The 22,318-nt window shown below is 36.7% G+C and carries 20 protein-coding genes; 15 read left to right on the forward strand and 5 right to left on the reverse strand.

Annotated elements, in window-relative coordinates; all coding sequences use genetic code 11:
• Positions 1 to 116 precede the first annotated feature (116 nt).
• The 6 genes from ODR02_RS16810 to ODR02_RS16835 all read left to right on the forward strand — a co-directional run bounded on the left by ODR02_RS16810 (position 117) and on the right by ODR02_RS16835 (position 6,672).
• Complete coding sequence (locus ODR02_RS16810; protein WP_309512841.1) at positions 117 to 719, forward strand: CDP-alcohol phosphatidyltransferase family protein; 603 nt, start codon at positions 117 to 119, stop codon at positions 717 to 719.
• Positions 709 to 1,512, forward strand: a complete 804-nt coding sequence (locus ODR02_RS16815) for a phosphatidate cytidylyltransferase (RefSeq protein WP_309512842.1) — start codon at positions 709 to 711, stop codon at positions 1,510 to 1,512. The genes ODR02_RS16810 and ODR02_RS16815 overlap by 11 nt, the downstream gene beginning before the upstream one ends.
• Positions 1,513 to 1,516: 4 nt before the next feature.
• On the forward strand, positions 1,517 to 2,554 hold the full coding sequence (locus tag ODR02_RS16820; protein ID WP_309512843.1) for a patatin-like phospholipase family protein: 1,038 nt from the start codon (positions 1,517 to 1,519) through the stop codon (positions 2,552 to 2,554).
• A 375-nt stretch (positions 2,555 to 2,929) separates the two neighbouring features.
• On the forward strand, positions 2,930 to 3,685 hold the full coding sequence (locus tag ODR02_RS16825) for an SDR family NAD(P)-dependent oxidoreductase (RefSeq protein WP_309512844.1): 756 nt from the start codon (positions 2,930 to 2,932) through the stop codon (positions 3,683 to 3,685).
• Complete coding sequence (locus ODR02_RS16830) at positions 3,667 to 4,968, forward strand: phosphatase PAP2 family protein (protein WP_331835776.1); 1,302 nt, start codon at positions 3,667 to 3,669, stop codon at positions 4,966 to 4,968. The genes ODR02_RS16825 and ODR02_RS16830 overlap by 19 nt, the downstream gene beginning before the upstream one ends.
• A 3-nt stretch (positions 4,969 to 4,971) precedes the next feature.
• Entirely contained in the window at positions 4,972 to 6,672 is a 1,701-nt protein-coding gene (locus tag ODR02_RS16835) for a bifunctional alpha/beta hydrolase/class I SAM-dependent methyltransferase (RefSeq protein WP_309512846.1), read from the forward strand.
• Between the two features lie 99 nt (positions 6,673 to 6,771).
• Here ODR02_RS16835 and ODR02_RS16840 read toward each other — a convergent pair whose 3' ends face one another.
• Positions 6,772 to 7,341 carry a YceI family protein gene (locus tag ODR02_RS16840; RefSeq protein ID WP_209787080.1) on the reverse strand — a complete coding sequence of 190 codons (570 nt, stop codon included), beginning with the start codon at positions 7,339 to 7,341 and terminating at the stop codon, positions 6,772 to 6,774.
• A 137-nt stretch (positions 7,342 to 7,478) separates the two neighbouring features.
• Between ODR02_RS16840 and radA the strand changes: the two genes are divergently transcribed.
• Together radA and ODR02_RS16850 are read left to right on the forward strand one after the other, a co-directional pair.
• Positions 7,479 to 8,828: a DNA repair protein RadA gene (gene radA, locus ODR02_RS16845; RefSeq protein ID WP_309512847.1), complete on the forward strand. Its 1,350-nt coding sequence runs from the start codon at positions 7,479 to 7,481 to the stop codon at positions 8,826 to 8,828.
• A gap of 133 nt (positions 8,829 to 8,961) precedes the next feature.
• Positions 8,962 to 9,555: an acyl carrier protein phosphodiesterase gene (locus tag ODR02_RS16850; RefSeq protein ID WP_309512848.1), complete on the forward strand. Its 594-nt coding sequence runs from the start codon at positions 8,962 to 8,964 to the stop codon at positions 9,553 to 9,555.
• A 241-nt stretch (positions 9,556 to 9,796) separates the two neighbouring features.
• Here the strand turns inward: ODR02_RS16850 and ODR02_RS16855 are convergent, their stop codons facing one another.
• Positions 9,797 to 10,312, reverse strand: coding sequence for a DUF6702 family protein (locus ODR02_RS16855; RefSeq protein WP_309512849.1), 516 nt, complete (start codon positions 10,310 to 10,312; stop codon positions 9,797 to 9,799).
• 81 nt (positions 10,313 to 10,393) lie between these two features.
• Positions 10,394 to 13,612 (reverse strand): S8/S53 family peptidase, encoded by a 3,219-nt coding sequence (locus ODR02_RS16860; protein ID WP_309512850.1) that lies wholly within the window; start codon positions 13,610 to 13,612, stop codon positions 10,394 to 10,396.
• 151 nt (positions 13,613 to 13,763) lie between these two features.
• Between ODR02_RS16860 and ODR02_RS16865 the strand changes: the two genes are divergently transcribed.
• From ODR02_RS16865 to ODR02_RS16885, 5 genes are all read left to right on the forward strand, one after another.
• Positions 13,764 to 14,342: a HupE/UreJ family protein gene (locus tag ODR02_RS16865; RefSeq protein ID WP_309512851.1), complete on the forward strand. Its 579-nt coding sequence runs from the start codon at positions 13,764 to 13,766 to the stop codon at positions 14,340 to 14,342.
• Positions 14,343 to 14,409: 67 nt separating this feature from the next.
• The gene (locus ODR02_RS16870) at positions 14,410 to 16,797 is read left to right on the forward strand and encodes a M1 family metallopeptidase (RefSeq protein WP_309512852.1); all 2,388 of its coding nucleotides are present in this window, start codon (positions 14,410 to 14,412) and stop codon (positions 16,795 to 16,797) included.
• Between the two features lie 56 nt (positions 16,798 to 16,853).
• Positions 16,854 to 17,576, forward strand: coding sequence for a DUF3108 domain-containing protein (locus tag ODR02_RS16875; protein WP_309512853.1), 723 nt, complete (start codon positions 16,854 to 16,856; stop codon positions 17,574 to 17,576).
• Positions 17,577 to 17,731: 155 nt separating this feature from the next.
• The gene (locus tag ODR02_RS16880) at positions 17,732 to 17,869 is read left to right on the forward strand and encodes a hypothetical protein (RefSeq protein ID WP_209787066.1); all 138 of its coding nucleotides are present in this window, start codon (positions 17,732 to 17,734) and stop codon (positions 17,867 to 17,869) included.
• Positions 17,870 to 18,132: 263 nt separating this feature from the next.
• Complete coding sequence (locus ODR02_RS16885) at positions 18,133 to 18,267, forward strand: hypothetical protein (protein WP_309512854.1); 135 nt, start codon at positions 18,133 to 18,135, stop codon at positions 18,265 to 18,267.
• Between the two features lie 72 nt (positions 18,268 to 18,339).
• On the opposite strand, the gene ODR02_RS16890 is transcribed toward ODR02_RS16885, so the two are convergent.
• Both ODR02_RS16890 and ODR02_RS16895 read right to left on the reverse strand, forming a co-directional pair.
• Positions 18,340 to 19,038: a LytR/AlgR family response regulator transcription factor gene (locus tag ODR02_RS16890; protein WP_309512855.1), complete on the reverse strand. Its 699-nt coding sequence runs from the start codon at positions 19,036 to 19,038 to the stop codon at positions 18,340 to 18,342.
• Positions 19,031 to 19,999 carry a sensor histidine kinase gene (locus ODR02_RS16895; protein ID WP_245169829.1) on the reverse strand — a complete coding sequence of 323 codons (969 nt, stop codon included), beginning with the start codon at positions 19,997 to 19,999 and terminating at the stop codon, positions 19,031 to 19,033. The genes ODR02_RS16890 and ODR02_RS16895 overlap by 8 nt, the downstream gene beginning before the upstream one ends.
• Positions 20,000 to 20,294: 295 nt before the next feature.
• Between ODR02_RS16895 and ODR02_RS16900 the strand changes: the two genes are divergently transcribed.
• A complete protein-coding gene (locus ODR02_RS16900) occupies positions 20,295 to 20,990 on the forward strand; it encodes a DUF2490 domain-containing protein (protein ID WP_309512856.1) in 696 nt (231 codons plus the stop codon).
• A gap of 23 nt (positions 20,991 to 21,013) precedes the next feature.
• Positions 21,014 to 22,300: a CitMHS family transporter gene (locus tag ODR02_RS16905; RefSeq protein ID WP_309512857.1), complete on the forward strand. Its 1,287-nt coding sequence runs from the start codon at positions 21,014 to 21,016 to the stop codon at positions 22,298 to 22,300.
• Positions 22,301 to 22,318: the final 18 nt, after the last annotated feature.

Below are 22,318 nucleotides of genomic sequence, written 5' to 3' on the forward strand. Positions count from 1 at the left end.
ACAAAGCAATCTTTTACATTTTGAAAATGGTAAAACATCCTTCAAACAATCATAAAACCTGATAAAAATTTTTATCTATATTTGGTATAAGCAAATGAAACAAAGCTATAACCATCATGATTTCCGTATATAAACTAAAACCAAAATTCCAGCAGCTCCTCACTCCTGTTTTGTTATTTTTTCATAGAAATAAGATTACGGCCAATCAGATTACGATCAGTTCTATTCTCTTATCCGTGGTTATTGGGATACTGTTCTGGAATGCGGATATTTCGAAATGGTTCTTCCTAAGTCTTCCCGTGGGATTGCTTCTGAGAATGGCTTTAAATGCTTTGGACGGAATGATGGCCAGAAAATTCAATCAGACCAGCAAACTCGGAGAGGTTTTGAATGAAGTGGGCGATATTGTTTCCGATGTCATTATATTTTTTCCTCTCCTTAAATTTCAGCCTGAAAGTTTATATCTTATCGTTGTCTTCATCGTTCTTAGCATCATTAATGAATTTGCAGGAGTAATGGGAAAAATCGTAGGAAAGGAACGCCGTTATGACGGACCTATGGGAAAAAGTGACCGTGCCCTTATCCTTGGATTGTATGGTTTACTCACCCTTTTCGGAGTAAACATTACCGTTGTTTCCCCATACATTTTTGGAATTATCATTGTTTTACTCCTGATCAGTACTTATACACGACTTAAGAAATCTCTGAATGAAGCCTGAAGAAAATAAATTTGCCGATGTTCCTATACGGGTAAAAACATGGATCTACATCATTATTGTTTTTGCGCTGGGAGTTTCACATCATCTTGCTATGACCATTTTGGTTTCATGGATAAGTTTTCAATGTTTTTTTGAATTTTCAAGGATGTTCAAAATTTATGATTCTCCACTTGCTCCTTCAATTTTCATAAGTGTTTTACAGTTTTTCCTGCTCTATTTTTTGAATACTGATGTTTACCTTTTGTACAGTTTCCTTATAACAATCCTCATTGTATGCCGTTCTGTACTGAAAGGTTCCTCCGTAAAACAGATATACGGAATTTCCATTGCCTTATTAATATGCCTTATCGCTTTTCCGAATTTGCTATGGATAAGAAATCGTTTTGATGGGTTGAATGCCATTATCTTCATTGTAGTAGTGACTGAACTGAACGATGTATTTCAATATCTGATGGGAAAGTTTTTCGGGAAACATAAAATAACACCTCAAATCAGTCCCAACAAAACACTGGAAGGGCTTATTGGTGGTATTTTTATTACAATTATCCTGAGTAATATCTTAGGACATTTTCTGCTTACAACAAATATGGTAACCAATTCTATTTTAGGACTTGTTCTGGGAATTTCAGGATTTTTCGGTGATATCTTCATGTCTTATGTAAAAAGAAAAACCGGTGTAAAAGATACCGGCAGCCTGCTTCCCGGACATGGTGGCCTTCTTGATAGAATGGACAGTCTGGTTTTTAATGCGCCTTTATTCTTTTGGTTATTTCCTCTTCTGATAAAAAATTAATGCCATGGAAGAAAAATTTAAAAGAGCTGTTATTTTTTCAGGAGGCGGAACAAGGCTGATGATTTATCTCGGAATCTTCGCTGCACTGGAAGAACTGGATCTTAAACCGGATCTCCTGATTGCTTCCTGTGGTGGATCATTTGCAGCAACAATCATCAATGCTTTTCCTGATCATCTTTCCCGGAAAGAATACCTGACATCTGAAGAATATTTTCAGTTTGTTTCAGGAACTGTATTGACAAAGCAGAGAAAACTTTCACAAATCGGATTTTTCTCACTAAAAAAACTTCTGGATAAAAGAAAAGCCCCATTCATTGAAGATGTTTTCAACCGATATCTTGTTGAAATGCCCCAAGATCTATCCAAATGTTTTCCAGCCATCAAAAATGTTCAGTTTTCAAAAGAAATACCTACCCTAATTATGGGTTCGGAGATTCTTTTTACCCCAAAAGAATGTGGACAAAAAAGAAATGAAAAAAAATTATATCAAAAAACAATCTTCACAGATCCGGAAACAGCAAAGAAGATTTACCCCGAACAAATTGTCAGTCATTCTGAAAGCTTAAAAAACAGTGCTGTTGAAGAAACGCCCAAAATAGTTACTGACTTTTCCATGCTTGAAAGTACCCGAGCTTCTATTTCCGATATGTTTTATGTAGAACCTGCATTTCTTAAGGGAAAATATTTTGCTGGCGGAGCTATAGATCTTGTTCCTGCAGAATTAAGTCAGCATCTCGCACAGGAAATCATTACCGAAAAAAAACAATCATACAATCCCGTGGAAGAAGCTCTTGTACGTTCTGTCCTTGGATTCAGTGGAAATGAAAGGCTTGCAGAGACAGACCAACTTTTATCAGGCTTCCAAATTGATACCATCAACATAAAACAGGAACTGGAAGGACATTATCTGAAAAAAGGAATTGACTGGAGAAAATTTGAAATCAATTTTTCGTTTCCTAAAAGTTACCACCAATTTGTGAAAGACATGGAAATACAATGGCAATATGGATTTGATCAGACCATGAAAACTATTAGAGGGTGATGACAAATCCTCCAACTGAAGACGGGAAAATTCCCCTCCTCCGGAGGGGTGGCGAAAATTCAAAGAATTTTTGACGGGGTGGTTTTTAACACATAGTTTTAAGTTTCGGCTAAAGCCAATGGAAATGCAACCTATTGTGATCACGGGCTAAAGCCCGTGCCTATTGAATATCTTAGTTTTATAAGTAATACTAAAACCATTAAGAAATAAAGTATAGTTAAGATGAATCATCCTGATTTTTAAGCTTAAAGCAAAGCTCATCTTCATATTCTAAACATCTTAAAAAAATCTTAATGTTTCAATCGTTAAAAACATTCACCTTATTTTCACTTTTAAAATCTATTTTTACATAGAATTGAAAACCATCAGACACTCATGAACGTTTTTATCGCAGGCGGAACTTCGGGTATTGGCTATGCACTGGCCAGACACTATCTTTCTAAAGGATACTGTGTAGGAATCTGTGGAAGAGATCTTACTAAAATCCCGGAGAATGATTCTAAAGATATAAAGGCTTTTCAGACAGATGTTTGTGACATCAACGCCCTGTTATCCACATTACAGTCTTTTCTTGTGGATAAAAATGAACTTGACATTTTCATTAACTGTGCAGGAAGCTATGCAGAAGATGTAGCAGGAAGAATTTCTTACGAAGAGGCTGAAGAAATGCTCCAGACCAATATTCTGGGAACCGTTAATTTTTTCGAGGCAGCAAGAAAAGTAATGAAAAATCAGAAAAAAGGAAGTATTGCCGTGATTGCTTCTGTTTCAGGGATATTGGAATATGAAAATTCCAGTCTTTATACGAAGACAAAACGTTCTGTAATACAGATTGCCGATGCGTATCACCGTGCACTGAAACCTTTCGGAATTTCTGTCACTACAATTGCTCCGGGATATATTGATACCGAAAAATTAAGGCAGCTTAACCAAAATAACTTAAGTAAAAAACCATTCCTTACGGAGGTAGAAACTGCAGTTTCCATTATCTCAGAAGCCATAGAAAAACAAAAAAAGCTTATTATTTTCCCAACAAAAATGAAGTGGATGATGAAATCTTTATCCCTACTTCCTTCTTCTTTATTAAATATCATCATGTTCAGAAAAGCCCAATGGATGAAAAACAACTGACAATACAACGAAAGCTGTACGCTTTGATTCTGTGTTCCATTGTATTTATGATGGTTTACAATTTTACAGCATGGTACATTTCAAAACTGACTGATGTTCCGTCCTTCGTCTTTAATTTTGAAAATTACATTCCATTTATTCCGTGGAGCATTATTCCTTATATGACCAGCGGAATCTTTTTCTGTCTGGTATTTTTTTTCTGTCAAAATAAAGAGCAGCTTAAAGTTTTAACACAGCGCATACTCTTCGTAACGGTTGTTGCCGGAATTTGCTTCTTATTATTTCCCTTAAAATTTTCATTGCCCAAACCTGAAATCAACGACCCGGTTCTGGGATATTCTTTTCAGTTTTTAAAAGTATTTGATTCTCCTTTCAATCAGGCTCCGTCCCTTCATATTGCCTATGCTTTTATTTTCTGGTCTGTTTTCAGGAATTTAAAAAAAGGAAGATCATTCGTAATGCTTTGGCTTATTATCTTGGGAATTTCTACGTTGACAACGTATCAGCATCATTTCATTGATGTCATAACCGGAAGTATTCTTGCCCATTTTAGTTTTATCATCTTTCCTTATCAAAAAAATAATTTTCTGTATAGAAATTTTCATATCGCCAACCTCTATTTTTTATCAGGATGGTGTATTATTTTAATCGTATTTCTGGCTAATCAATTCATCGGAGAAACAGGGTTGTTATTTCTTTGGCCAGGGTTGATGATTATTCTGATCGGGTATCATTATCAGAAAAACGATATCTTCTTTTTAAAAAATAAAGCAGGACATATTCCGTGGATAAAAAAGATTTTCTATATCCCATATCTGTTAATTTACAGGATATTTTGGAGGTTTTTCCGGAAAAACAGAACTCCCTTGGAAATTCTTCCCCGATTATATATTTCATCTAGACCTGATCGTGAAAGCATACAGGATTTCGGAATTAACAAAGCAACATTTGTGTATGACCTGTCAGCTGAAATAGAAGAACTCTCTATCATAAAAGATACAGCAGTTTATCATTCTTTTCCTCTTCTGGACATTGGAACATTTGATAGTTCTGAAACCCAAAAGCTGGTTACGGAAATCACAGAATATTATCAGCAACTTCCGCCGGATGGCAAGATTCTGATCCATTGCACAATGGGATTCACAAGAAGTTCAGTAATCGGAATTTTAGTAATCAAAAATATTCTATCTTTACCTCTTACAGAAGCAATAACCATGATGAAAACCCACAATAAGCATGCGGTCATACCTACTTATCTGGAGGATTTTCTGAAAAAAATTTAATCTATGAACAGCGGACATTTTACAAGTTTTGACAACAGTGAAATTTTTTATCGTGAGTGGAATTATCAACCTCAGCAGAAGAGTATCATCATGATCCACCGTGGACATGAACATTCTGAAAGACTAAATGATATTGCACAATCTCCCCAGTTTTCAAAATACAATATCTTCGCATTTGATCTTCGTGGGCATGGGTATACGAAAACCCAAACCTCATCTGTTTTTATGGATTATGTAAGAGATTTAGATGCTTTCTCTCAATTTATCAATTCCCAATACGATATAAAAACGGCAGACATTTTTGTTGTAGCCAATAGTATAGGCGGAGTGGTAGCTTCTGCATGGGCTCATGATTTCGCTCCTTCTATTGCAGGAATGGCTCTTTTGGCTCCAGCTTTTAAAATCAATCTCATTGTTCCTCTTGCTAATGAAATGATTACGTTAGGAACAAAGCTTAAGAAAGGACTGATCATTAAAAGCTATGTAAAATCCAAAATGCTGACTCATGATCTTGAACAGCAAAAAGCATATGATACAGATCCCCTGATCTCAAGGTCTATTGATGCAGAACTTCTTATTGATCTGGCAAAAGCAGGAAAACGTCTGGTAGAAGATGCTGAAGCTATAGATACGCCGACTTTAATTCTGGCTGCAGAAAAAGATCATGTGGTTTTCAATAAAGATCAGAAAATATTCCATGAAAAACTGGATACAGATTTGAAACATTATGAAGTGCTGCCTGATTTCTTCCATGGGATTTTATTCGATACCGGAAAGGAAAAAGTCTACGATAAAATTGTGGATTTTGCTGAAAAATGCTTCAAGAGAGCAACAAAGCAAAACTCTCTTTCTCCCGACCGTTTTTCTGTAAAAGAATATAACGATCTGCAAAATAATGTCGGGAATAATCTGAATTTTAAAATGCAGAAATTTTCTTTAGGAAAAATCGGGAAACTAAGCAATGGAATGGCCATTGGTCTGAAATACGGCTTCGATTCCGGAGCTTCGCTGGATTATGTATATCAGAATCAACCCAAAGGCAAATTCGGCTTTGGAAAAATGATGGATAAAAACTACCTCAATGCAATCGGCTGGAAAGGAATCCGCATCAGAAAACAACATTTGCTGCAGCTTTTGGAACAAAATATCAAAACACTAAAACAACAGGGCAGACCTGTGAAAATACTGGATATTGCAGGCGGAACAGGAAATTATTTGTTCGATATCAAAGAAAAATATCCGGACGCAGAAATCGTTATCAACGAATTTGTAAAATCCAATATTGAAATCGGAGAAAAAGTTATTAAAGAAAAGAACTATCAGGATATCAGATTTACCAATTTTGACTGTTTTGATCCGCAAACCTATCAAAAACTGAATTTTGAACCTAATATCACCATTGTATCCGGGATTCTTGAACTTTTCGGAGATAATGAAATGGCGAGTAAAGCGATTCAGGGCGTGAATTCAATTTCGGAAAAGAATACCTTCATCATTTACACCGGACAACCATGGCATCCTCAGCTGAAAATGATTGCCTATGTACTGAATAACCATCAGAACAAAGACTGGATTATGAGAAGACGCTCGCAGAAGGAGCTGGACAGAATGATGGCTTTTAATACCATTCAGAAACAAAATATGCTGATTGATGATTTTGGAATTTTCACTGTTTCTTCAGGAAAAGTAAACGTTTCAGATTAATACTATTTTTAATTCCCGCAGATCCTCTGACCGGTTTTTATAAACAAAAAAGGTTTTCCATGAGAACGGAAAACCTTTTTATATTTTAGGGGTTGAATATTATTGCTTCACCAGTTCAAAGTAAGCGGTTACTTCAACATCTTTTGCAATACCTGCTCCTGTAGGATCATATTTGATTCCATAATCCAGACGGTTGATGGTAAACTTGGTCTGAATCCCCATAATTTGTTTTCCGTCTTTATTTTTTGTAATCCCACCGAAGGTAACCGGAGCCGTAATATCTTTCTCCACTCCTTTGATCGTCAGTTTTCCTTTAACAATATAGTTGTTGTTTTTATCTTTTGTAACGGAAGAGCTCTTAAATTCAATGGCAGGATATTTGGCCACATCAAAAAACTCTTCACTTATAAGATGTCTGTCTCTCATGTCCACTCCGGTATTAATGGTGGAAGCACTTATAGAAAAGCTTAAATCAGCATTATCCAGATTTGCTCCACTACTGGCCATCCTTCCGTCAAACTTATCGAATCTTCCCTGTACAAAGCTAATTCCCATATGTTTAATATTAAAATTGATGGAAGAATGCATATGGTCTACGTCCCACGTACCTTGTGCAAAGGTAACAACACTTAAAAACACAAACACGAAAGATAAAAATACTTTTTTCATTGTAATGATATTTTACATTAATATTTTAATTGAATGAGGCTAATATATGAAAGATATTTCTACCATGCATGGATTAGTTTTTAATATTAAGTTCAATTAGATTCTGAAAAAAAAATGCTTTTTTATACCTTCGCAGTATGGCAAAACTGAAAACAGCATATTTCTGTCAAAACTGTGGAACACAGTACCCTCAATGGCTGGGACAATGTAAAAACTGTGGAGAGTGGAATACCTTAGTAGAAGAGGTTGTTGAAAAACCTTCTCACAAAAGTCCTCCTTTCTCAAAAACGAAACAACATGTCATCAATATTGTTGAAGTGGAAACAAGCGAGGAACCGAGAATAAAAACACCTTCCGAAGAACTGAACCGCGTTTTAGGAGGTGGAATTGTTTTAGGCTCCGTTACTTTGATTGGTGGCGAACCGGGAATCGGGAAATCTACCCTTCTGCTTCAGCTTGCATTAAAAATGAAGAAAAAAATCTTCTATGTTTCCGGGGAAGAAAGTGCATCTCAGATTAAAATGAGAGCTGACAGGCTTACGGATATTCAAAATCCGAACTGTTTCCTTTTTACAGAAACGTCATTGGAGAAAATTCTTCATGAAGCAAAAAAACTGGAACCGGATTTCATGATCATTGATTCCATTCAGACGCTGCAGTCTCAACTGATAGAAAGTTCTCCAGGAACGGTCTCTCAAATCCGGGAATGTTCCAATGAGATTATCAAATATGCCAAAGAAAATAATACTCCTGTTTTCCTTGTAGGCCACATCACCAAAGACGGCCAAATTGCCGGCCCAAAAGTCCTGGAGCATATGGTAGATGTTGTTCTGAATTTCGATGGAGACCGGAATCACCTTTTCAGATTGTTGAGAGCCAATAAAAACCGTTTTGGTTCTACCGCCGAAATTGGTATTTATGAAATGGTCTCCCAGGGATTGAAAGAGATTAAAAATCCTTCTGAAATTCTGATCACCAAAAAATTTGAAGAACTGTCCGGAAACTCCGTTGCCGTAACACTGGAAGGAAACAGACCTATGCTTTTGGAAATTCAGGCATTGGTAAGCACTGCTGTTTATGGTACTCCTCAAAGAAGCTGCACCGGTTTTGATTCAAAAAGGCTCAATATGCTTTTGGCTGTACTGGAAAAAAGAGCAGGTTTTCAATTGGGGGCAAAAGATGTTTTCCTGAATATTACCGGAGGGATAAAAACAGATGATCCGGCACTGGATTTAGCGGTCATTGCTTCTGTTCTTTCCTCCAATGAAGACATTGCCATTTCGGAACATTACTGCTTTGCCGGAGAAATTGGTCTGAGTGGAGAAATACGTCCTATAGCCCAGGTAGAACAAAGAATTACTGAAGCTGAAAAGTTGGGGTATGAAAAAATATTCGTTTCTAATCTTAATAAAATTCCGAAGAGAAAATTTGGAATAAAGATTGAAGAAGTGAGCAAAATTGAGGATTTTCACGAGAGACTTTTTTAATGTGAATGGTCAATTTTGCTTCGCAAGTCAATGGTCAATGAGGATGTAGATAAAAAAATTCACAAGCGAAGAGGATTCACTTTTCACTATTCACTTTTATCAAACATTCACATTTAATTCATACCTTTAAATTATGAATTATCTGGCGCATTCTTTTCTTTCTTTTACCGACGGACAGATCGTGGGGCAGTTTCTTGAAGATTTTATCCGCAACAGGGATCGTTTTTCTTTCCCGAAAGATATTCAGGACGGAATTACCCTGCACAGAGCTATTGATACTTTTACAGATTCCCACCCCGCCATTCATGAAGCCAAAAAAGTGTTTGCCCCTTTGGTAAGATTATACGCAGGTGCATTTGTAGATGTTTCTATGGATCATTTTGTAGCCAACGATTTTTCTTTACATACGCTTGATGGCTGGAAAGCTCATTCCCTTCGAGTGTACCGTGTTTTGAATGCCAATGAACAGTGGCTGCCCGAAAACTTCAAAAAAATGCTTGTCAAAATGGAGCATGATGACTGGCTTTATAATTATCGTGAAAACTGGGGAATTAAATTCAGTATTCAGAATGTACTTAATAAAGCAAAATATCTTGATAAGGACATTCCTGTTTTTGAAGCTTTTTTAAAGAATAAAGAGCGTCTTCAGCAATGCTATGATGATTTTTTTCCTGATCTGCTCGCCCATGCAAAAGGTATCAATACCTTGATTCAGCTGGAAAATTAATATTTTCGAATTGGTTAAAACACAAAGTTCATGTCAAATAGCTTATCAGAAGTGAGCTAAGAAAGCGACAAAGTCGCTGACTAAGCTGAGTGGATATGAATAAGCTTAGAACGAATCAATGAAGTTGATTCTACCTTTGCTCCCTTAAGAACATCACACAACAGGTTAAATCTTTACGTCAAACGAAAATAATCTAAACCGAATTGTAATTCTACTTGTCTTTTAGAGCTTTATAATAGGTTTAAAATTGCTTATAAAGATAACGGTTAGGATAAGTAAGTTTTTCGCTTCTTCTTTCTCCATTCACAATAATATGGACAATATTGATCTGATCATCAAAAAGGTTATACAGAAAGCTTACCGCTGTTTCTACTTTTTTGGGAGTGGATACAGTTTCAGATTCCAGAAATACATTTACCGATTCCTGGTCTTCTTCATACCCGATGTAGTTGACCTTCAAAAATTTATTATCAACTTTTAATTTGAAATATTCTGAACAATATTTTTGCAGGGCATCATTCAATTTTGCTTTGTATTGTTCATCATTAAAATGAAAAGCGCCTCCATATTTTTTTCCTAAGCCATTTTCCATATCATCAAGGAAAAACCTTCCTGTCACTTCAAATGTTCTGGATTTTGAATTATAATTAATTTCCACAGAGCCTACATGGTAGGGATGAACAGCCTCATCGCTTACAAAACTCTGAAAGACGATGGTTACCAATACAAGAAATCCAAAAAAAAACTTACGTGACATGAATTTTATTTTAAGCAAATATAAAAAAAGCAACAGTTATAGAAACTGCTGCTTTTTTATTTGAAATTGATTACTGAATTTTTATTCTTTAATCACCTTTTTCGTAATTTTTGTATTATCCTCCAATACAATGGTGAACAGATAAGTTCCTCTTACCAGTGCTGAAACATCAATTTTACTTGCGTTGGTGTTGACATTTGCTGTTTTAACCAGTTTTCCTGAAGCATCATAAATAGTTACCATTCCTTTTGAATGTCTGCCCAACACTACATTCACAAAATCTTTCGCAGGATTCGGAGTGATATTCACCTCTGCATTGATCTTAACATCTGCTGTTCCCAGTGTTGTACCTGTTTTAACAAAATATCCGCCAAAACCTGTTGTCTGGAAGCTTACTTCCCAGTATTGGTAGGTATCATTCCAGATAATATCTGCAATATCAGGAGTGATAATCGCTGCAGTTCCTCCAAAAGAAGCTACTGTACCTGTGGTACTTGTTCCTGTGTATTTTTCAATAAGAAGATTGGCTTTATTGGCAACATCGGTAGGTGAAGTAGGTAATTTCACTCCATTGGTAAGATTATAAGCATCGAAATCACTCTGCTTAAAGTATAAAGTTACTTTACCAGTTGCAGTCGTAGTGTTTGCATCCGAATTGATTTCATATCTTCTTGCCACATAGTTGGGCTGTGCATTATCCACCCATACTTTTGATGTTACATTTCCTGTTACGGTACTTGCGGCTTCTTTTTCTACTCTTGCTATAAGCTGGCAGATATTTGTAAAATAGTTATATCCATTGGCTACCGTGCTGGCTTTCGTTTGGTTGGAAGTTGCTAAATTCTTCACTTCAGCTACATTTTCATACACTACAGCTCTCATTTTAAAGTCAAATGTTCTTGAAGTCCATGCCGTACCATCTGTAGATGTTTTAGATCTGTTATTAACTACTGCATTTTCAGCCTTCATGGCGATTCTTCCTCCCAAACCATTGACCACAATATAAAAATCTTTTCCGGTAACCATCTGTATATTCAGATCGGAAAGACTCACATAGTTCCAGGTAAACCTCTGTGTATTATTAAGCCACGAAGTAATCGTTTTAGTAGCTATAATATCCCCGGGATTTCCATTGGCATCCACTTTTCTGATTTGAATATCCACCGGAATATCAGAAGGAAGTGAAGTTCCCGTTAAAAACGAAAATCCTCCCAGTTTCCCTGTTAATGTTGGGGTATATCTGACAGCAAGAGCTATATTATCAAAATAATAATTTGATTCTGTATTGGCAATGATATAAGGTTCATCATACCCTACTGTTTCAAAATTAGATTTCACACATCCCAGTTCGTCGGTAACGGCTTTATAAATATCTAATTTACCATATCCCCATCTCATATTCGGAACAGTACCGGTTGCCCCATCCATTCTTGCGTTAGCTGTAAGACGGGCTTTCACCTGTGCTGCTGTTAAAGTGGGATTAGCCTGAAGCAATAATCCTACTGCTCCTGCTACTCCTGGTGAAGACATACTGGTTCCCTGGTTTTTCACATAATAGTTGGTTCCTGCAATAATATCTGTAGCTCCGGGAGAAGAATCAGCTGATCTGGTTGAAATCACATTCTGGCCGGAAGCCGCAATCTCCGGTTTTTGAACCCCATCTACTCTTGGCCCTTGCGCACTGAATGATGATATGGATTCCTGTGGAGTAAGGGTATAATAACCGCTCGTTCCGCTGTACCAGCTTGTTCTTCCTAAATATGAAGCCACGGTAATGGCATTAGAAGCATTCCCGGGAGACCCTACAATATATTCATTATCGCCATTTTGCAAAGTTGTACTCACTCCCTGGCTGTACAACCAGCCATGTGTAGTAATCTGCTGGGTTCCGTTATTGGTAATTTCTAAGGTATAATTTCCCTGAACGTTTGTAGTTCCGGAAGTTCTGGTTATCACCATCTGAACATACCGCTTGTTGTTATCATTCCCCCAGTAGTTATACATTGTTGCTGTAAGCCCTCCTCCCAATATACTGTGAGCAGTAGTTGTGCTTATATTCTGTGTATACTGTTGTCCGTCCGGAGTAGTTAGTTTTGCTGTAACAGGAGTATTATCATTGGCATACATAATAAATGAAAATACTGAAGTTGCAGAAGTATTGCTTGAAACGGTAAAGGTATACGTCTGTGCCGCACCAGCCGCAATATCAAATTTTCTATGAAGATTGGCTCCATAATCATTACCTGCAGAAATAACCACTACTCTACCAGGTCCTGAAGTGGTAAAATTGTTCACCGCTACCTCATGGCTGGAAGTTCCGTCATGAGCAGTTCCCTGTCCGCCAATACTCATATTGACAACAATAGGTTTATTAAGCGCTGTTGCTACGTTTTTAAAATAGGTTAAAGCATTAATGGTATTTGTTGTAGGAAAGGATCCGTTACCACCTTTTACAAAAACAATGTCTGCATCAGATGAAAATCCTTTATGTCTTTTATCCGTAAATGCAGAGCCATTGCCGGCTGCCGTCCCCGAAACGTGGGTTCCGTGTCCGTTGGTATCATTTTCACGCACAAATCCTGTTGGCGTTCCATCCAACTCATCTTCAATCTGTGCTCTTGTATACTCTACACCTGTTGAAAATCCTGTAGGGGTTGTCTCTCCTGCTTGTGCTGTGAGTGTCTGATCCCAGATGGAAACAATTCTGCTTTTGGTCTGATCATTGGCTTTTCTGAAGTCCGGATGTTTCCAGTCTATTCCACTGTCATAAATTCCGACTAAAACACCTGTTCCGTTATAAGCTGTGTTATTGAAAACTCCATCCTGCAAAAGGCTTGCTCCGGACTGAGCTCTGCTCACATCATTATGAAGTTCGTCAAACTCAGGAGCCATTACTGAAGTTACATAAGGAAGTTTCGTAAGCCGTTCAAGATCATCCATGGAGACCAGAGCAGTAGAAAATGTTGGCAGCTGACTTTGGATCAGGAAACCATCAGCCTTCAGTTTTTCAGGCTCTTTCGTATAGATTATACATGAATACATAGTCTGAGCTCCCTTTGAAGTCACTACCAGATGCTGGTCAAGTTTCATATCAGGACGTTCCAACTCTTTTACGGCTCTACCATTGGTAATATTTTCTTTATTTTTCAATAAAATATCAAACCGGGAGTCCAATTTCTGTACCTGACCGTAAAAAGCGTAGGAATATAATCCCAAAAAGGCTGCTGTAGCATTTCTAAGAAGCTTCGCTCCTCCAGGTGAAATGTTTACATTTGTAGAAAATAATTTTTTAATATCCATATTTCATTTTTATGCAATACAATTATACAATTTTTATTCAATACATAAATAATACAAGACATTAATAAAAATCAAGCATAAAAATTAAACCAAACAATAAAACCAACCCCACTTTAACAATATATTCAAAACATAAAATTTTTTAATCAAAATGCAGGATTTCCTTTTTTATTTAAACCTTGGATGGGAACATATTATTTCTCCGGATGCTCTGGATCATCAGCTTTTTGTACTGGCATTGATCGCTGTTTATTCCTACAGTGACTGGAAAAAAATCCTGATTCTGGTGACTGCATTTACAATAGGACATTCCATTACATTAGCTTTGAGTATTCTGGATGTTTTCAGAGTTCCTTCTGACTGGGTTGAGTTTTTAATTCCTTTAACCATTGTTCTGACTTCTTTGGATAATATTATCATGAAAAATCAGAAACAGACCTTGATGCGGGCCAATTACTACCTCGCATTAATCTTTGGACTTGTTCACGGAATGGGATTCGCCAATACGGCAAGAGTAATGATTGCAAAAAGTCAAGGTATTGCTTTACCGCTATTGGGTTTCAATATAGGTCTTGAGCTTGGCCAGATTGTAATTGTTGCTGCGATTTTAATCATCCTGTTTATTTCACTCAATCTTTTTAAAGTGAATAAAAAAGACTGGATTCTTTTTGTTTCTTCCGGGGTATTTGCTTTATCCCTGAAAATGACTCTGGAAAGAATTCCGTTTTAAAAGTTAAATATTTTTATTATTTCAGCAGCTAATTCCTATCTTTGATCATTAATAAATCATTTCGGTTATGAAACTAAAAGTTGTTATACTTTCACTTTCTGTATTTGCATATACAGGTTTCACCGCACAAAATATTCAGAATAACCCAGGCAGCAACCATGGCAACAAGTTTGAGCAGCTGGGAACGATTCTACCAACACCCAATATTTACAGAACAGCTTCAGGAGCTCCCGGACACGGATACTGGCAGAACAGAGCCGACTATAACATTTCTGCTTATCTGGATGAGGATAAAAGAAATCTGAAAGGTTCGGAAACAGTTACGTACTACAACAATTCTCCGGATGAGCTGGATTATATCTGGTTGCAGCTTGATGAAAACGAACACTCAAGTATCAAAAATGCCGGATATGACGCTTCATCTGTTCTTCGTCCTTCCACTACAGATCAGCAGCTTAAAATTTCTGAGCTTCCTGTAAAAGATAATGGCTATGGAGTAAATCTTGAAAAAGTGACTGATGCTTCAGGGAATCCTTTGAAGTATACCGTTAACAAAACCATGATGCGGATTGACCTTCCCAAAGTTTTGAAAAAGGGAGAAAAATTCGTTTTCAAAGTAGACTGGAATTACAATATCTCTAACAGAATAAAGATGGGAGGCCGAGGCGGTTACGAAAACTTCCCCGAGGATGGCAATGATCTGTATACGATAACACAATGGTATCCAAGAATGTGCGTGTATAGCGACTTTCAGGGATGGCAGAACCACCAGTTTACCGGAAGAGGTGAATTTGCATTGGTTTTCGGAGATTTTAAAGTTTCTATGAATGTTCCTGCCGATCATATTGTAGGAGGAACCGGAGAATGTAAAAACTACGATCAGGTATTAACAGCTGATCAGTTATCAAGATACAGAAAATCTGAAAATGCAGCGGAACCCATCGAAATTGTAACATTGGATGAAGCTAAAAAAGCAGAGAAAAATCATTCAAAACAAAGAAAAACATGGGTTTTTGAAGCAAAGGATGTTCGTGATTTTGCATGGACTTCTTCCAGAAAATTTGTCTGGGACGGAATGCGTGTAACGATCCCTGAAAACAATAACAAGGTAATGGCAATGAGTTTTTATCCAAAAGAATCTTATGGCCTTTACAGAAAGTTTTCAACAAAAGCTGTAGCGCACACCATTAAAACCTATTCAGAATTAACCATTCCTTATCCATATCCTGTAGCACAGTCTGTAGAAGCATCTAATGGAATGGAATATCCGATGATCTGTTTTAATTTCGGGAGAACTGAGAAAGACGGAACGTATTCTGAAGGAACCAAAAATGGGATGATTGGAGTAATTATCCATGAGGTTGGCCACAACTTTTTCCCGATGATCATCAATTCTGATGAAAGACAGTGGGCATGGATGGACGAAGGTTTGAATACATTTACTGAATATCTTACAGAAGAGAAGTGGGATAACAAATTCCCATCTAAAAGAGGGCCGGCATGGACGATTGTAGATTACATGAAACTCCCGAAAGATCAGCTGGAGCCTATCATGAGTAATTCAGAAAATATTGTTCAGTATGGACCGAATGCGTATTCAAAACCTGCTACAGGACTGAATATTCTTCGTGAAACAATCATGGGAAGAGAGCTTTTCGACAAGGCATTTAAAACCTATGCTAAAAGATGGGCATTCAAACATCCTGAACCTGCAGATTTATTCCGCACCATGGAAGATGCCAGCGGTGAAGACCTTGATTGGTTCTGGAGAGGCTGGTTCTACGGTACAGATCCTGTAGATATCGCTATTGATAAGGTAACGGTAGCTGTTCCTAATCTTGAATCTGATCCAAAAGCAGCTGCAGAAGTAAAATATCAGGTTGAAAAACCTTTGGTTAACAGTTTCGAAGACCTTTCAAAAATCAGAAACAGAGAAGATAAGAATATCAAATTCTATGTAGACGGAGATAAAGATCTTCAGGACTTCTATTACAGATACGACAGAGGCCAGGAAAAGATAGATAATAATAAGGAATACACCGTAAAACCAGCAGCCAATCTTCCTTTAGATGCTAAGGACAAAGAGAAATTCAAAAATATTACAGGCTATCAGATAGACTTTGTGAATAAAGGCGGACTGGTAATGCCGATCATCCTTGAATTCACTTTTGAAGACGGATCAAAATTATATGATAAATCTGCGGCTCAGATCTGGAGATTGAATGAGCAAAAGGTTTCCAAAACGTATTATTTCGACAAAAAATTAAAATCTATTCAGCTTGATCCAATGAGAGAAACGGCTGATATTGATACCACTAATAATGTTTGGAGCAGTACCGGATCTGGCAGTGAAACTTCAAAATTCCAACTTTTTAAACAAAAACAGGAAGGAGGAACTGTAAGAGGAGGCTCAACCGGAAAGGTTAATCCAATGCAGGCTTCAGGAAAGAGTTAAAAAACAAAACGTTGTAACTTTTAACAAATACAGCACTACTTATTATTAAAAAGATCATGAGAACTATTCTTTTCCTTTTAATACTAAGTAGTGCTAATTTTTTTTCTCAAAAACTGCTTACGCCTGAAAATGCTGGAATCAATCCAAAATTAATACAAGATGAAACTTCCGAAGCTCTATGGTTTGCAGAAAATGCAGGAACAAAAATAGAAATAGGACGCATTACCACCGAGACAAAAAAACTGAACAAAACAGATCTTCTGATCAGAACAACTGTACAAATGAAACAGGCTCCTGATGCAAAATGGACAGATTCTACCCTTGTGAAAATATCGAACTTCGCTCCTATTTATCATTCTTCTTACAATATAAACAGAGATACGGTTCTCAAGTCTGGGAAAGATAAAGTCACCGGATATTATCTGGATAAAAAATCTCAGAAAAAAGATATCATTGAAATCCCTGCTGTACATTATTTTGATAGCAGCAGCTATGCAATGCTGATACGCTATCTTCCTTTGAAAGAAAATTACACTGCTGAGATTTCTATTTTCGATTACAATCCAAAATCTGAGAAAAAAGGATTAATGAAAGCCTATATTCTGGATACTCAAAAAGCAGAATATAAAGGAAAACCAGTTTGGGTAGTCAAAACAAATGATGATATCAGCAACAAAACAGCTACCACAACCTATTATATTGATCCTGCAACAAGAAAAATTGTAAAACAGGATATGGATATGGCAGGAAGAAAAATGTCTTTGGAAATAACTCAGTAAATTATTGAAAACCAAACACCAACACCTTTTTTTCGTCTATAAAAAATATAACAATCCGGCTTAAAAAGTTTTATATTTGGATCACCATAAACACCAGATGTCAAAAGCCTGATTGACTTTAAATGCTCAGGAACGTACAAATCAAAATATTACTTATGAAAAATGCCAGATTACTAAGCAGAGATGCTCAAAAAAAAATCCATGGCGGAATTGCTGCCAGATTGGTATGTTGCGAACGCGACGATAATGGAAAATGTACTTTATGGATCGGGCCTGGACAAAACTGTCCTTAGTTCTATCATCTCATAACAATTTTGAAGAAAGCCGGAAGTTTCCGGCTTTCTCTGTTTACATTCTCAACCTGAAGTATATCTATTACCATTGAAGAAAAACCATTATCAACTGATAATCAAAATTTTATTTAAAAAAAATATCAATAAAATATATCACATCATAAGGAAAAGTACTATCTTTGATTCTCTTATTTTACACCAAGTGTCAAAATCCTGATTGACTTTAAATGTTCAGGAACGTACAAATCAAAATATTAATAACTATGAAAAATGCTAAATTATTGAGCAGAGACACTCAGAAATCGATCAACGGCGGAGCAGCAGGACGCGTTTGCTGTGAGTACAATTACAAAGGACAGTGTATTCTTTGGATTGGACCTGGACAATATTGCCCATAGTTCTATCATCAGATAACAGTTTAAAAAAAGATTGTTTCAAAAGTCAAGTTATTGGGTTTTGAAACAATCTTTTTAGTTTAAATGTGCTTTCACATTCTTTTTATAGGTTCTTCCCAACGGAAGCTCTTCTCCAGTTTTCAGAAAAACATGACTGGAATTATACGAATTAATATGTTCTGACAATACAATATAAGACTTGTGAATTCTGATGAAACCGAAATGCTGAAATTTTTCCTCAAAATTTGACATTCTCTCCAGAATCATATATTTTTTCAAAGGGGTCATCAGCACAATATATTCCCCGAATCCCTGTATCCAGAGAATATCTTTGAGAAAAACCTTATTCATCACATAATTGGATTTGAACATAATATAGTCTTCCTGATGATGATTGTTTGCTGAGTTTTTAAACTGAACAAAATCTCTTGCTTTATTGACCGCTTTTCTAAAAGTATCAAAATCCACAGGCTTTATAAGATAATGAACAACATCCAGTTCAAATGCTTTCACCGCATATTTTGTTTCCAGCGTCAGAAAAATACACAGCGGAGGATCGGGAAGCTGTTGTAAAAGCTCTACCCCATTGATTCCAGGCATATTGATATCAAAAACCACCAGATCCACTTTGTTGGTTTTCAGAAAAGCCAGCGCTTCTTCCGGTTTCTGAAAGGAAGCCAGCAATTCAACCTCTTCAAGCTGATCACAATATTGTTTTACAAGCTGCAATGCAGGATATTCATCATCTACATTAACGATAGTCAGGTTAGCCATTGATAGTAATTGTTAAAGCAATTTTATATTGATCATGTTCTTTCGGTCCGGAATAAAATTCATACTGATCAGGATAAAATTTTTCCAAGATATGAATAATTGCCTCATTACCCAATCCATGATAATTAGATTCAGCTGCATGAATTCTATCTTTCCCTACAGAATTTATAATTTCAAAATACAATTCAGAGCGCTCAATATTACAGAATAATTTTATAAAACCATGAGCATCCTCTCCTATTGCTGAATGTTTTAAAGCATTTTCAAATAAAGTAAGAAGTATAGCAGACGGGATTTCAGCAACGTCAAATTCTTCCTGCTCTTCAATATCCATGACAATATCAAGCTGGTTATTATATTTAAGCTGGTACAACGCAGCAAGAGCTTTCAATGAAGAAAATTCCTGGGAAACCGTAACTTTTTCTTTTCCGCTGTCATAAATAATATACTTCAGAAGTTTACTCAACTGCAAAATAGAATCTGAGGTCTTCTCGGAATGGGTAAAACTGTTCGCATATATATTATTAAGGGTATTCAGCAAAAAATGAGGATTCAGTTTAGACTTCAGCAAATCAAGATACAGCTGATCTTTCTCCTCTCCAAGGCTGATCACATCCTGTTCTATTAAAAATTTGTCTTTGGTAATTCCCAAAAAAGATCCCACCAGAATGATGATTCCCTGTGAAATGTATACATTGTACAGAAACCCAACGTGAAAGCCCTTTCCACTGAAATCCATCTGAAAAACAGCAGGCTCCCACAGAATCCTGAAAAGGCTGGAAACCAAAAAGCAGATTAAAGCATAGAGAATAAACTCCGGATACTTATTGGATAAATAAAACCGGGGAACCAGATAATAGTACACCAGATAATAAATTCCCACATTGAAAATTGTATTCAAAATAATGCTTATCACCAACTGAGTTGAATCCAGGAAGTAGTTTTCGGTGAAATAAGTCATCAAAATGAAGATAAAAAGGAAAAAAATATGCTGAAACCTCAACAAAAATTTCCAACGGTACTTCATAAGGCTTTCCAGAATCTTACCACTAAATAAAATTCTGATAATCAATAATATAATAATAAAATTAATGATTAAAAACATAGTCCATACCTTATTTTGAAACGCATCAAATATAATATCTTTTTGTCTCAAAATGCAGTTCGTTGAGAAAAACTGTCATTGATTGAAAAAATCCGGGCCCGCTCTTCCGAATAAATATATTTGAGAAACCGCAATATTAATCAAATATTTCATGAAACTTAATATAAAATTAACGCTTATTTTATCATTTTGTCTGATAAATGGTCTTTTATACAGTCAGAGCAAAGACAATTATAATATGTGGTTTCAGTACCTGATGTCTGCAAAGATTACTGATAAAAGTACTTTAACTGCCCTTACCCAATACCGTTCCTTTGACCTGGCTTACGACACAAGACTTTTCCTTGTGAATGCTTATGTAGACTATGAAGTAGCAGAAAATATAAGACCTGCCGCAGGAGCGATGTTTTTGATTCTTGAATCTTATAATGCTGACGATTCTAAAAAGATTCGCTACGAAAAAAGGCCATTTCAACAGGTAACCGCTGATTACTACATTGGCAGAACCTCAATATCCAACCGCCTTAGAGTGGAAGAACGCTTTATCAGTAACCCTGATGAATTCGAGGTAAGAATCCGATACCTGATCTCTGTCAGAATTCCTTTCAATAAAAAAGGAGAAAAAGAAAAACTCTATGGTATTCTTAAAAATGAAATAAGAATGAATATTGATAAAACAGAGCCTTTCGACAGCAATCGTATTACTGCAGGCCTGGGAATAAAAGTAGGGAAAAATTCTGCGCTGGAGCTTGCCTTTATTAATCAGATGGAAACCGGAAAAACAAGCAATTACGGATTCATAGGCTTCAGAAACAGCTTTGACTGGAGAAAAAAGAAACAACAATAACCTCATTAACATTATACTATATTATGCTTACATTTCTTGGTTTTTTAATGATTTTCATCTTCATGATCCTCATCATGAACAAAAAGATGACCCCGCTTACGGCTTTAGTCCTTGTACCTGTTCTTATCGCTGTGGTGGCAGGATTCGGGCCTGACCTGGGGAAAATGATGAAAGATGGAGTAAAAGAAATAGCACTTACTGGGGTTATGCTGATTTTTGCCATCCTGTATTTCAGTCTGATGATTGATACCGGGCTTTTTGAACCTCTCGTGAATGCCATACTAAAGGCTGTAGGAGATAATCCGGTAAAAACAACCATCGGGACTGCCCTTCTCACCACACTTGTTTCTTTAGACGGAGATGGCTCTTCCACTTACATTATTGTGGTGGCAGCATTACTCCCACTTTATAAAAAACAGGGCATGAACCCTTTAGTTCTGACCTGCATCATCATGCTAGCCGGCGGAATTATGAATATTTTACCATGGGGAGGCCCAACTGCCAGAGTAATGAGTTCTCTAAAACTGGGACATACTGAAATTTTTGTTCCTATGATTCCGGTAATGCTGATCGGGCTGGTATGGGTGTTCTTTGTTGCCTATATTTTAGGAGTCAGAGAGAAAAAAAGAATCAGCAAACATGGTAAATACACCAAATACAGCGGACAGGATATTGCTGGCGAAAATGATCCCGCATTAAGACGTCCGAAACTTATCATTATCAATTTAATCCTGACCATTATTTTGCTTTGTGTGATGATTCTTGACATTATTCCTTTGGGAGTTGCTTTTATGATTGCTTTCTGCATTGCTTCCGTGATCAATTATCCTAAACTGAAAGATCAGCAGAAGATTATTTCAAAACATGCCGGAAATGCTTTATCTGTGGCGGGAATGATCTTCGGTGCAGGAATTTTCACCGGTATTCTGAATGGTACCGGAATTATGAGTTCTATGGGAAATAGTATCATCAGTATCGTTCCAAAAACCTGGGGTGGCTATCTGAACATTATCACCGCTATATTCAGTGTACCGCTTACCTTTTTCCTTACCAATGATGCTTATTATTTTGGAATCCTTCCAGTTATTACAGCTACAGGCAGCCAGCTGAATATTCCACCTGATATTTTGGGACGTGCCAGCCTTGTAGGACAGGCTTCTCATTTATTAAGTCCTCTGGTTCCTTCCACTTATCTGCTGGTTTCACTGGCAGGTGTTGAATTCTCCGACCACTTGAAATTTACCTTAAAGTGGGCTATAGGATCATCAATCGTAATGTTGCTGGGTGCTTTGGTTCTTGGTATTATATAAGGTTATATCTTTGAATTC

It is taken from the genome of Chryseobacterium sp. CFS2, assembly GCF_036543225.1.
Taxonomy (GTDB): domain Bacteria; phylum Bacteroidota; class Bacteroidia; order Flavobacteriales; family Weeksellaceae; genus Chryseobacterium; species Chryseobacterium culicis_A.

What these genes read in the sequence shown, in the direction of transcription:
- ODR02_RS16895 (WP_245169829.1), bottom strand. Translation starts at nt 19,999, where the DNA reads ATGACTTATTTCACCGAAAACTACTTCCTGGATTCAACTCAGTTGGTG.
- ODR02_RS16815 (WP_309512842.1), top strand. Translation starts at nt 709, where the DNA reads ATGAAGCCTGAAGAAAATAAATTTGCCGATGTTCCTATACGGGTAAAA.
- ODR02_RS16850 (WP_309512848.1), top strand. Translation starts at nt 8,962, where the DNA reads ATGAATTATCTGGCGCATTCTTTTCTTTCTTTTACCGACGGACAGATC.
- ODR02_RS16890 (WP_309512855.1), bottom strand. Translation starts at nt 19,038, where the DNA reads ATGGCTAACCTGACTATCGTTAATGTAGATGATGAATATCCTGCATTG.
- ODR02_RS16870 (WP_309512852.1), top strand. Translation starts at nt 14,410, where the DNA reads ATGAAACTAAAAGTTGTTATACTTTCACTTTCTGTATTTGCATATACA.
- ODR02_RS16900 (WP_309512856.1), top strand. Translation starts at nt 20,295, where the DNA reads ATGAAACTTAATATAAAATTAACGCTTATTTTATCATTTTGTCTGATA.
- ODR02_RS16825 (WP_309512844.1), top strand. Translation starts at nt 2,930, where the DNA reads ATGAACGTTTTTATCGCAGGCGGAACTTCGGGTATTGGCTATGCACTG.
- ODR02_RS16835 (WP_309512846.1), top strand. Translation starts at nt 4,972, where the DNA reads ATGAACAGCGGACATTTTACAAGTTTTGACAACAGTGAAATTTTTTAT.
- ODR02_RS16855 (WP_309512849.1), bottom strand. Translation starts at nt 10,312, where the DNA reads ATGTCACGTAAGTTTTTTTTTGGATTTCTTGTATTGGTAACCATCGTC.
- ODR02_RS16875 (WP_309512853.1), top strand. Translation starts at nt 16,854, where the DNA reads ATGAGAACTATTCTTTTCCTTTTAATACTAAGTAGTGCTAATTTTTTT.
- ODR02_RS16865 (WP_309512851.1), top strand. Translation starts at nt 13,764, where the DNA reads ATGCAGGATTTCCTTTTTTATTTAAACCTTGGATGGGAACATATTATT.
- radA (WP_309512847.1), top strand. Translation starts at nt 7,479, where the DNA reads ATGGCAAAACTGAAAACAGCATATTTCTGTCAAAACTGTGGAACACAG.
- ODR02_RS16840 (WP_209787080.1), bottom strand. Translation starts at nt 7,341, where the DNA reads ATGAAAAAAGTATTTTTATCTTTCGTGTTTGTGTTTTTAAGTGTTGTT.
- ODR02_RS16820 (WP_309512843.1), top strand. Translation starts at nt 1,517, where the DNA reads ATGGAAGAAAAATTTAAAAGAGCTGTTATTTTTTCAGGAGGCGGAACA.
- ODR02_RS16905 (WP_309512857.1), top strand. Translation starts at nt 21,014, where the DNA reads ATGCTTACATTTCTTGGTTTTTTAATGATTTTCATCTTCATGATCCTC.
- ODR02_RS16860 (WP_309512850.1), bottom strand. Translation starts at nt 13,612, where the DNA reads ATGGATATTAAAAAATTATTTTCTACAAATGTAAACATTTCACCTGGA.
- ODR02_RS16885 (WP_309512854.1), top strand. Translation starts at nt 18,133, where the DNA reads ATGAAAAATGCTAAATTATTGAGCAGAGACACTCAGAAATCGATCAAC.
- ODR02_RS16880 (WP_209787066.1), top strand. Translation starts at nt 17,732, where the DNA reads ATGAAAAATGCCAGATTACTAAGCAGAGATGCTCAAAAAAAAATCCAT.
- ODR02_RS16830 (WP_331835776.1), top strand. Translation starts at nt 3,667, where the DNA reads ATGGATGAAAAACAACTGACAATACAACGAAAGCTGTACGCTTTGATT.
- ODR02_RS16810 (WP_309512841.1), top strand. Translation starts at nt 117, where the DNA reads ATGATTTCCGTATATAAACTAAAACCAAAATTCCAGCAGCTCCTCACT.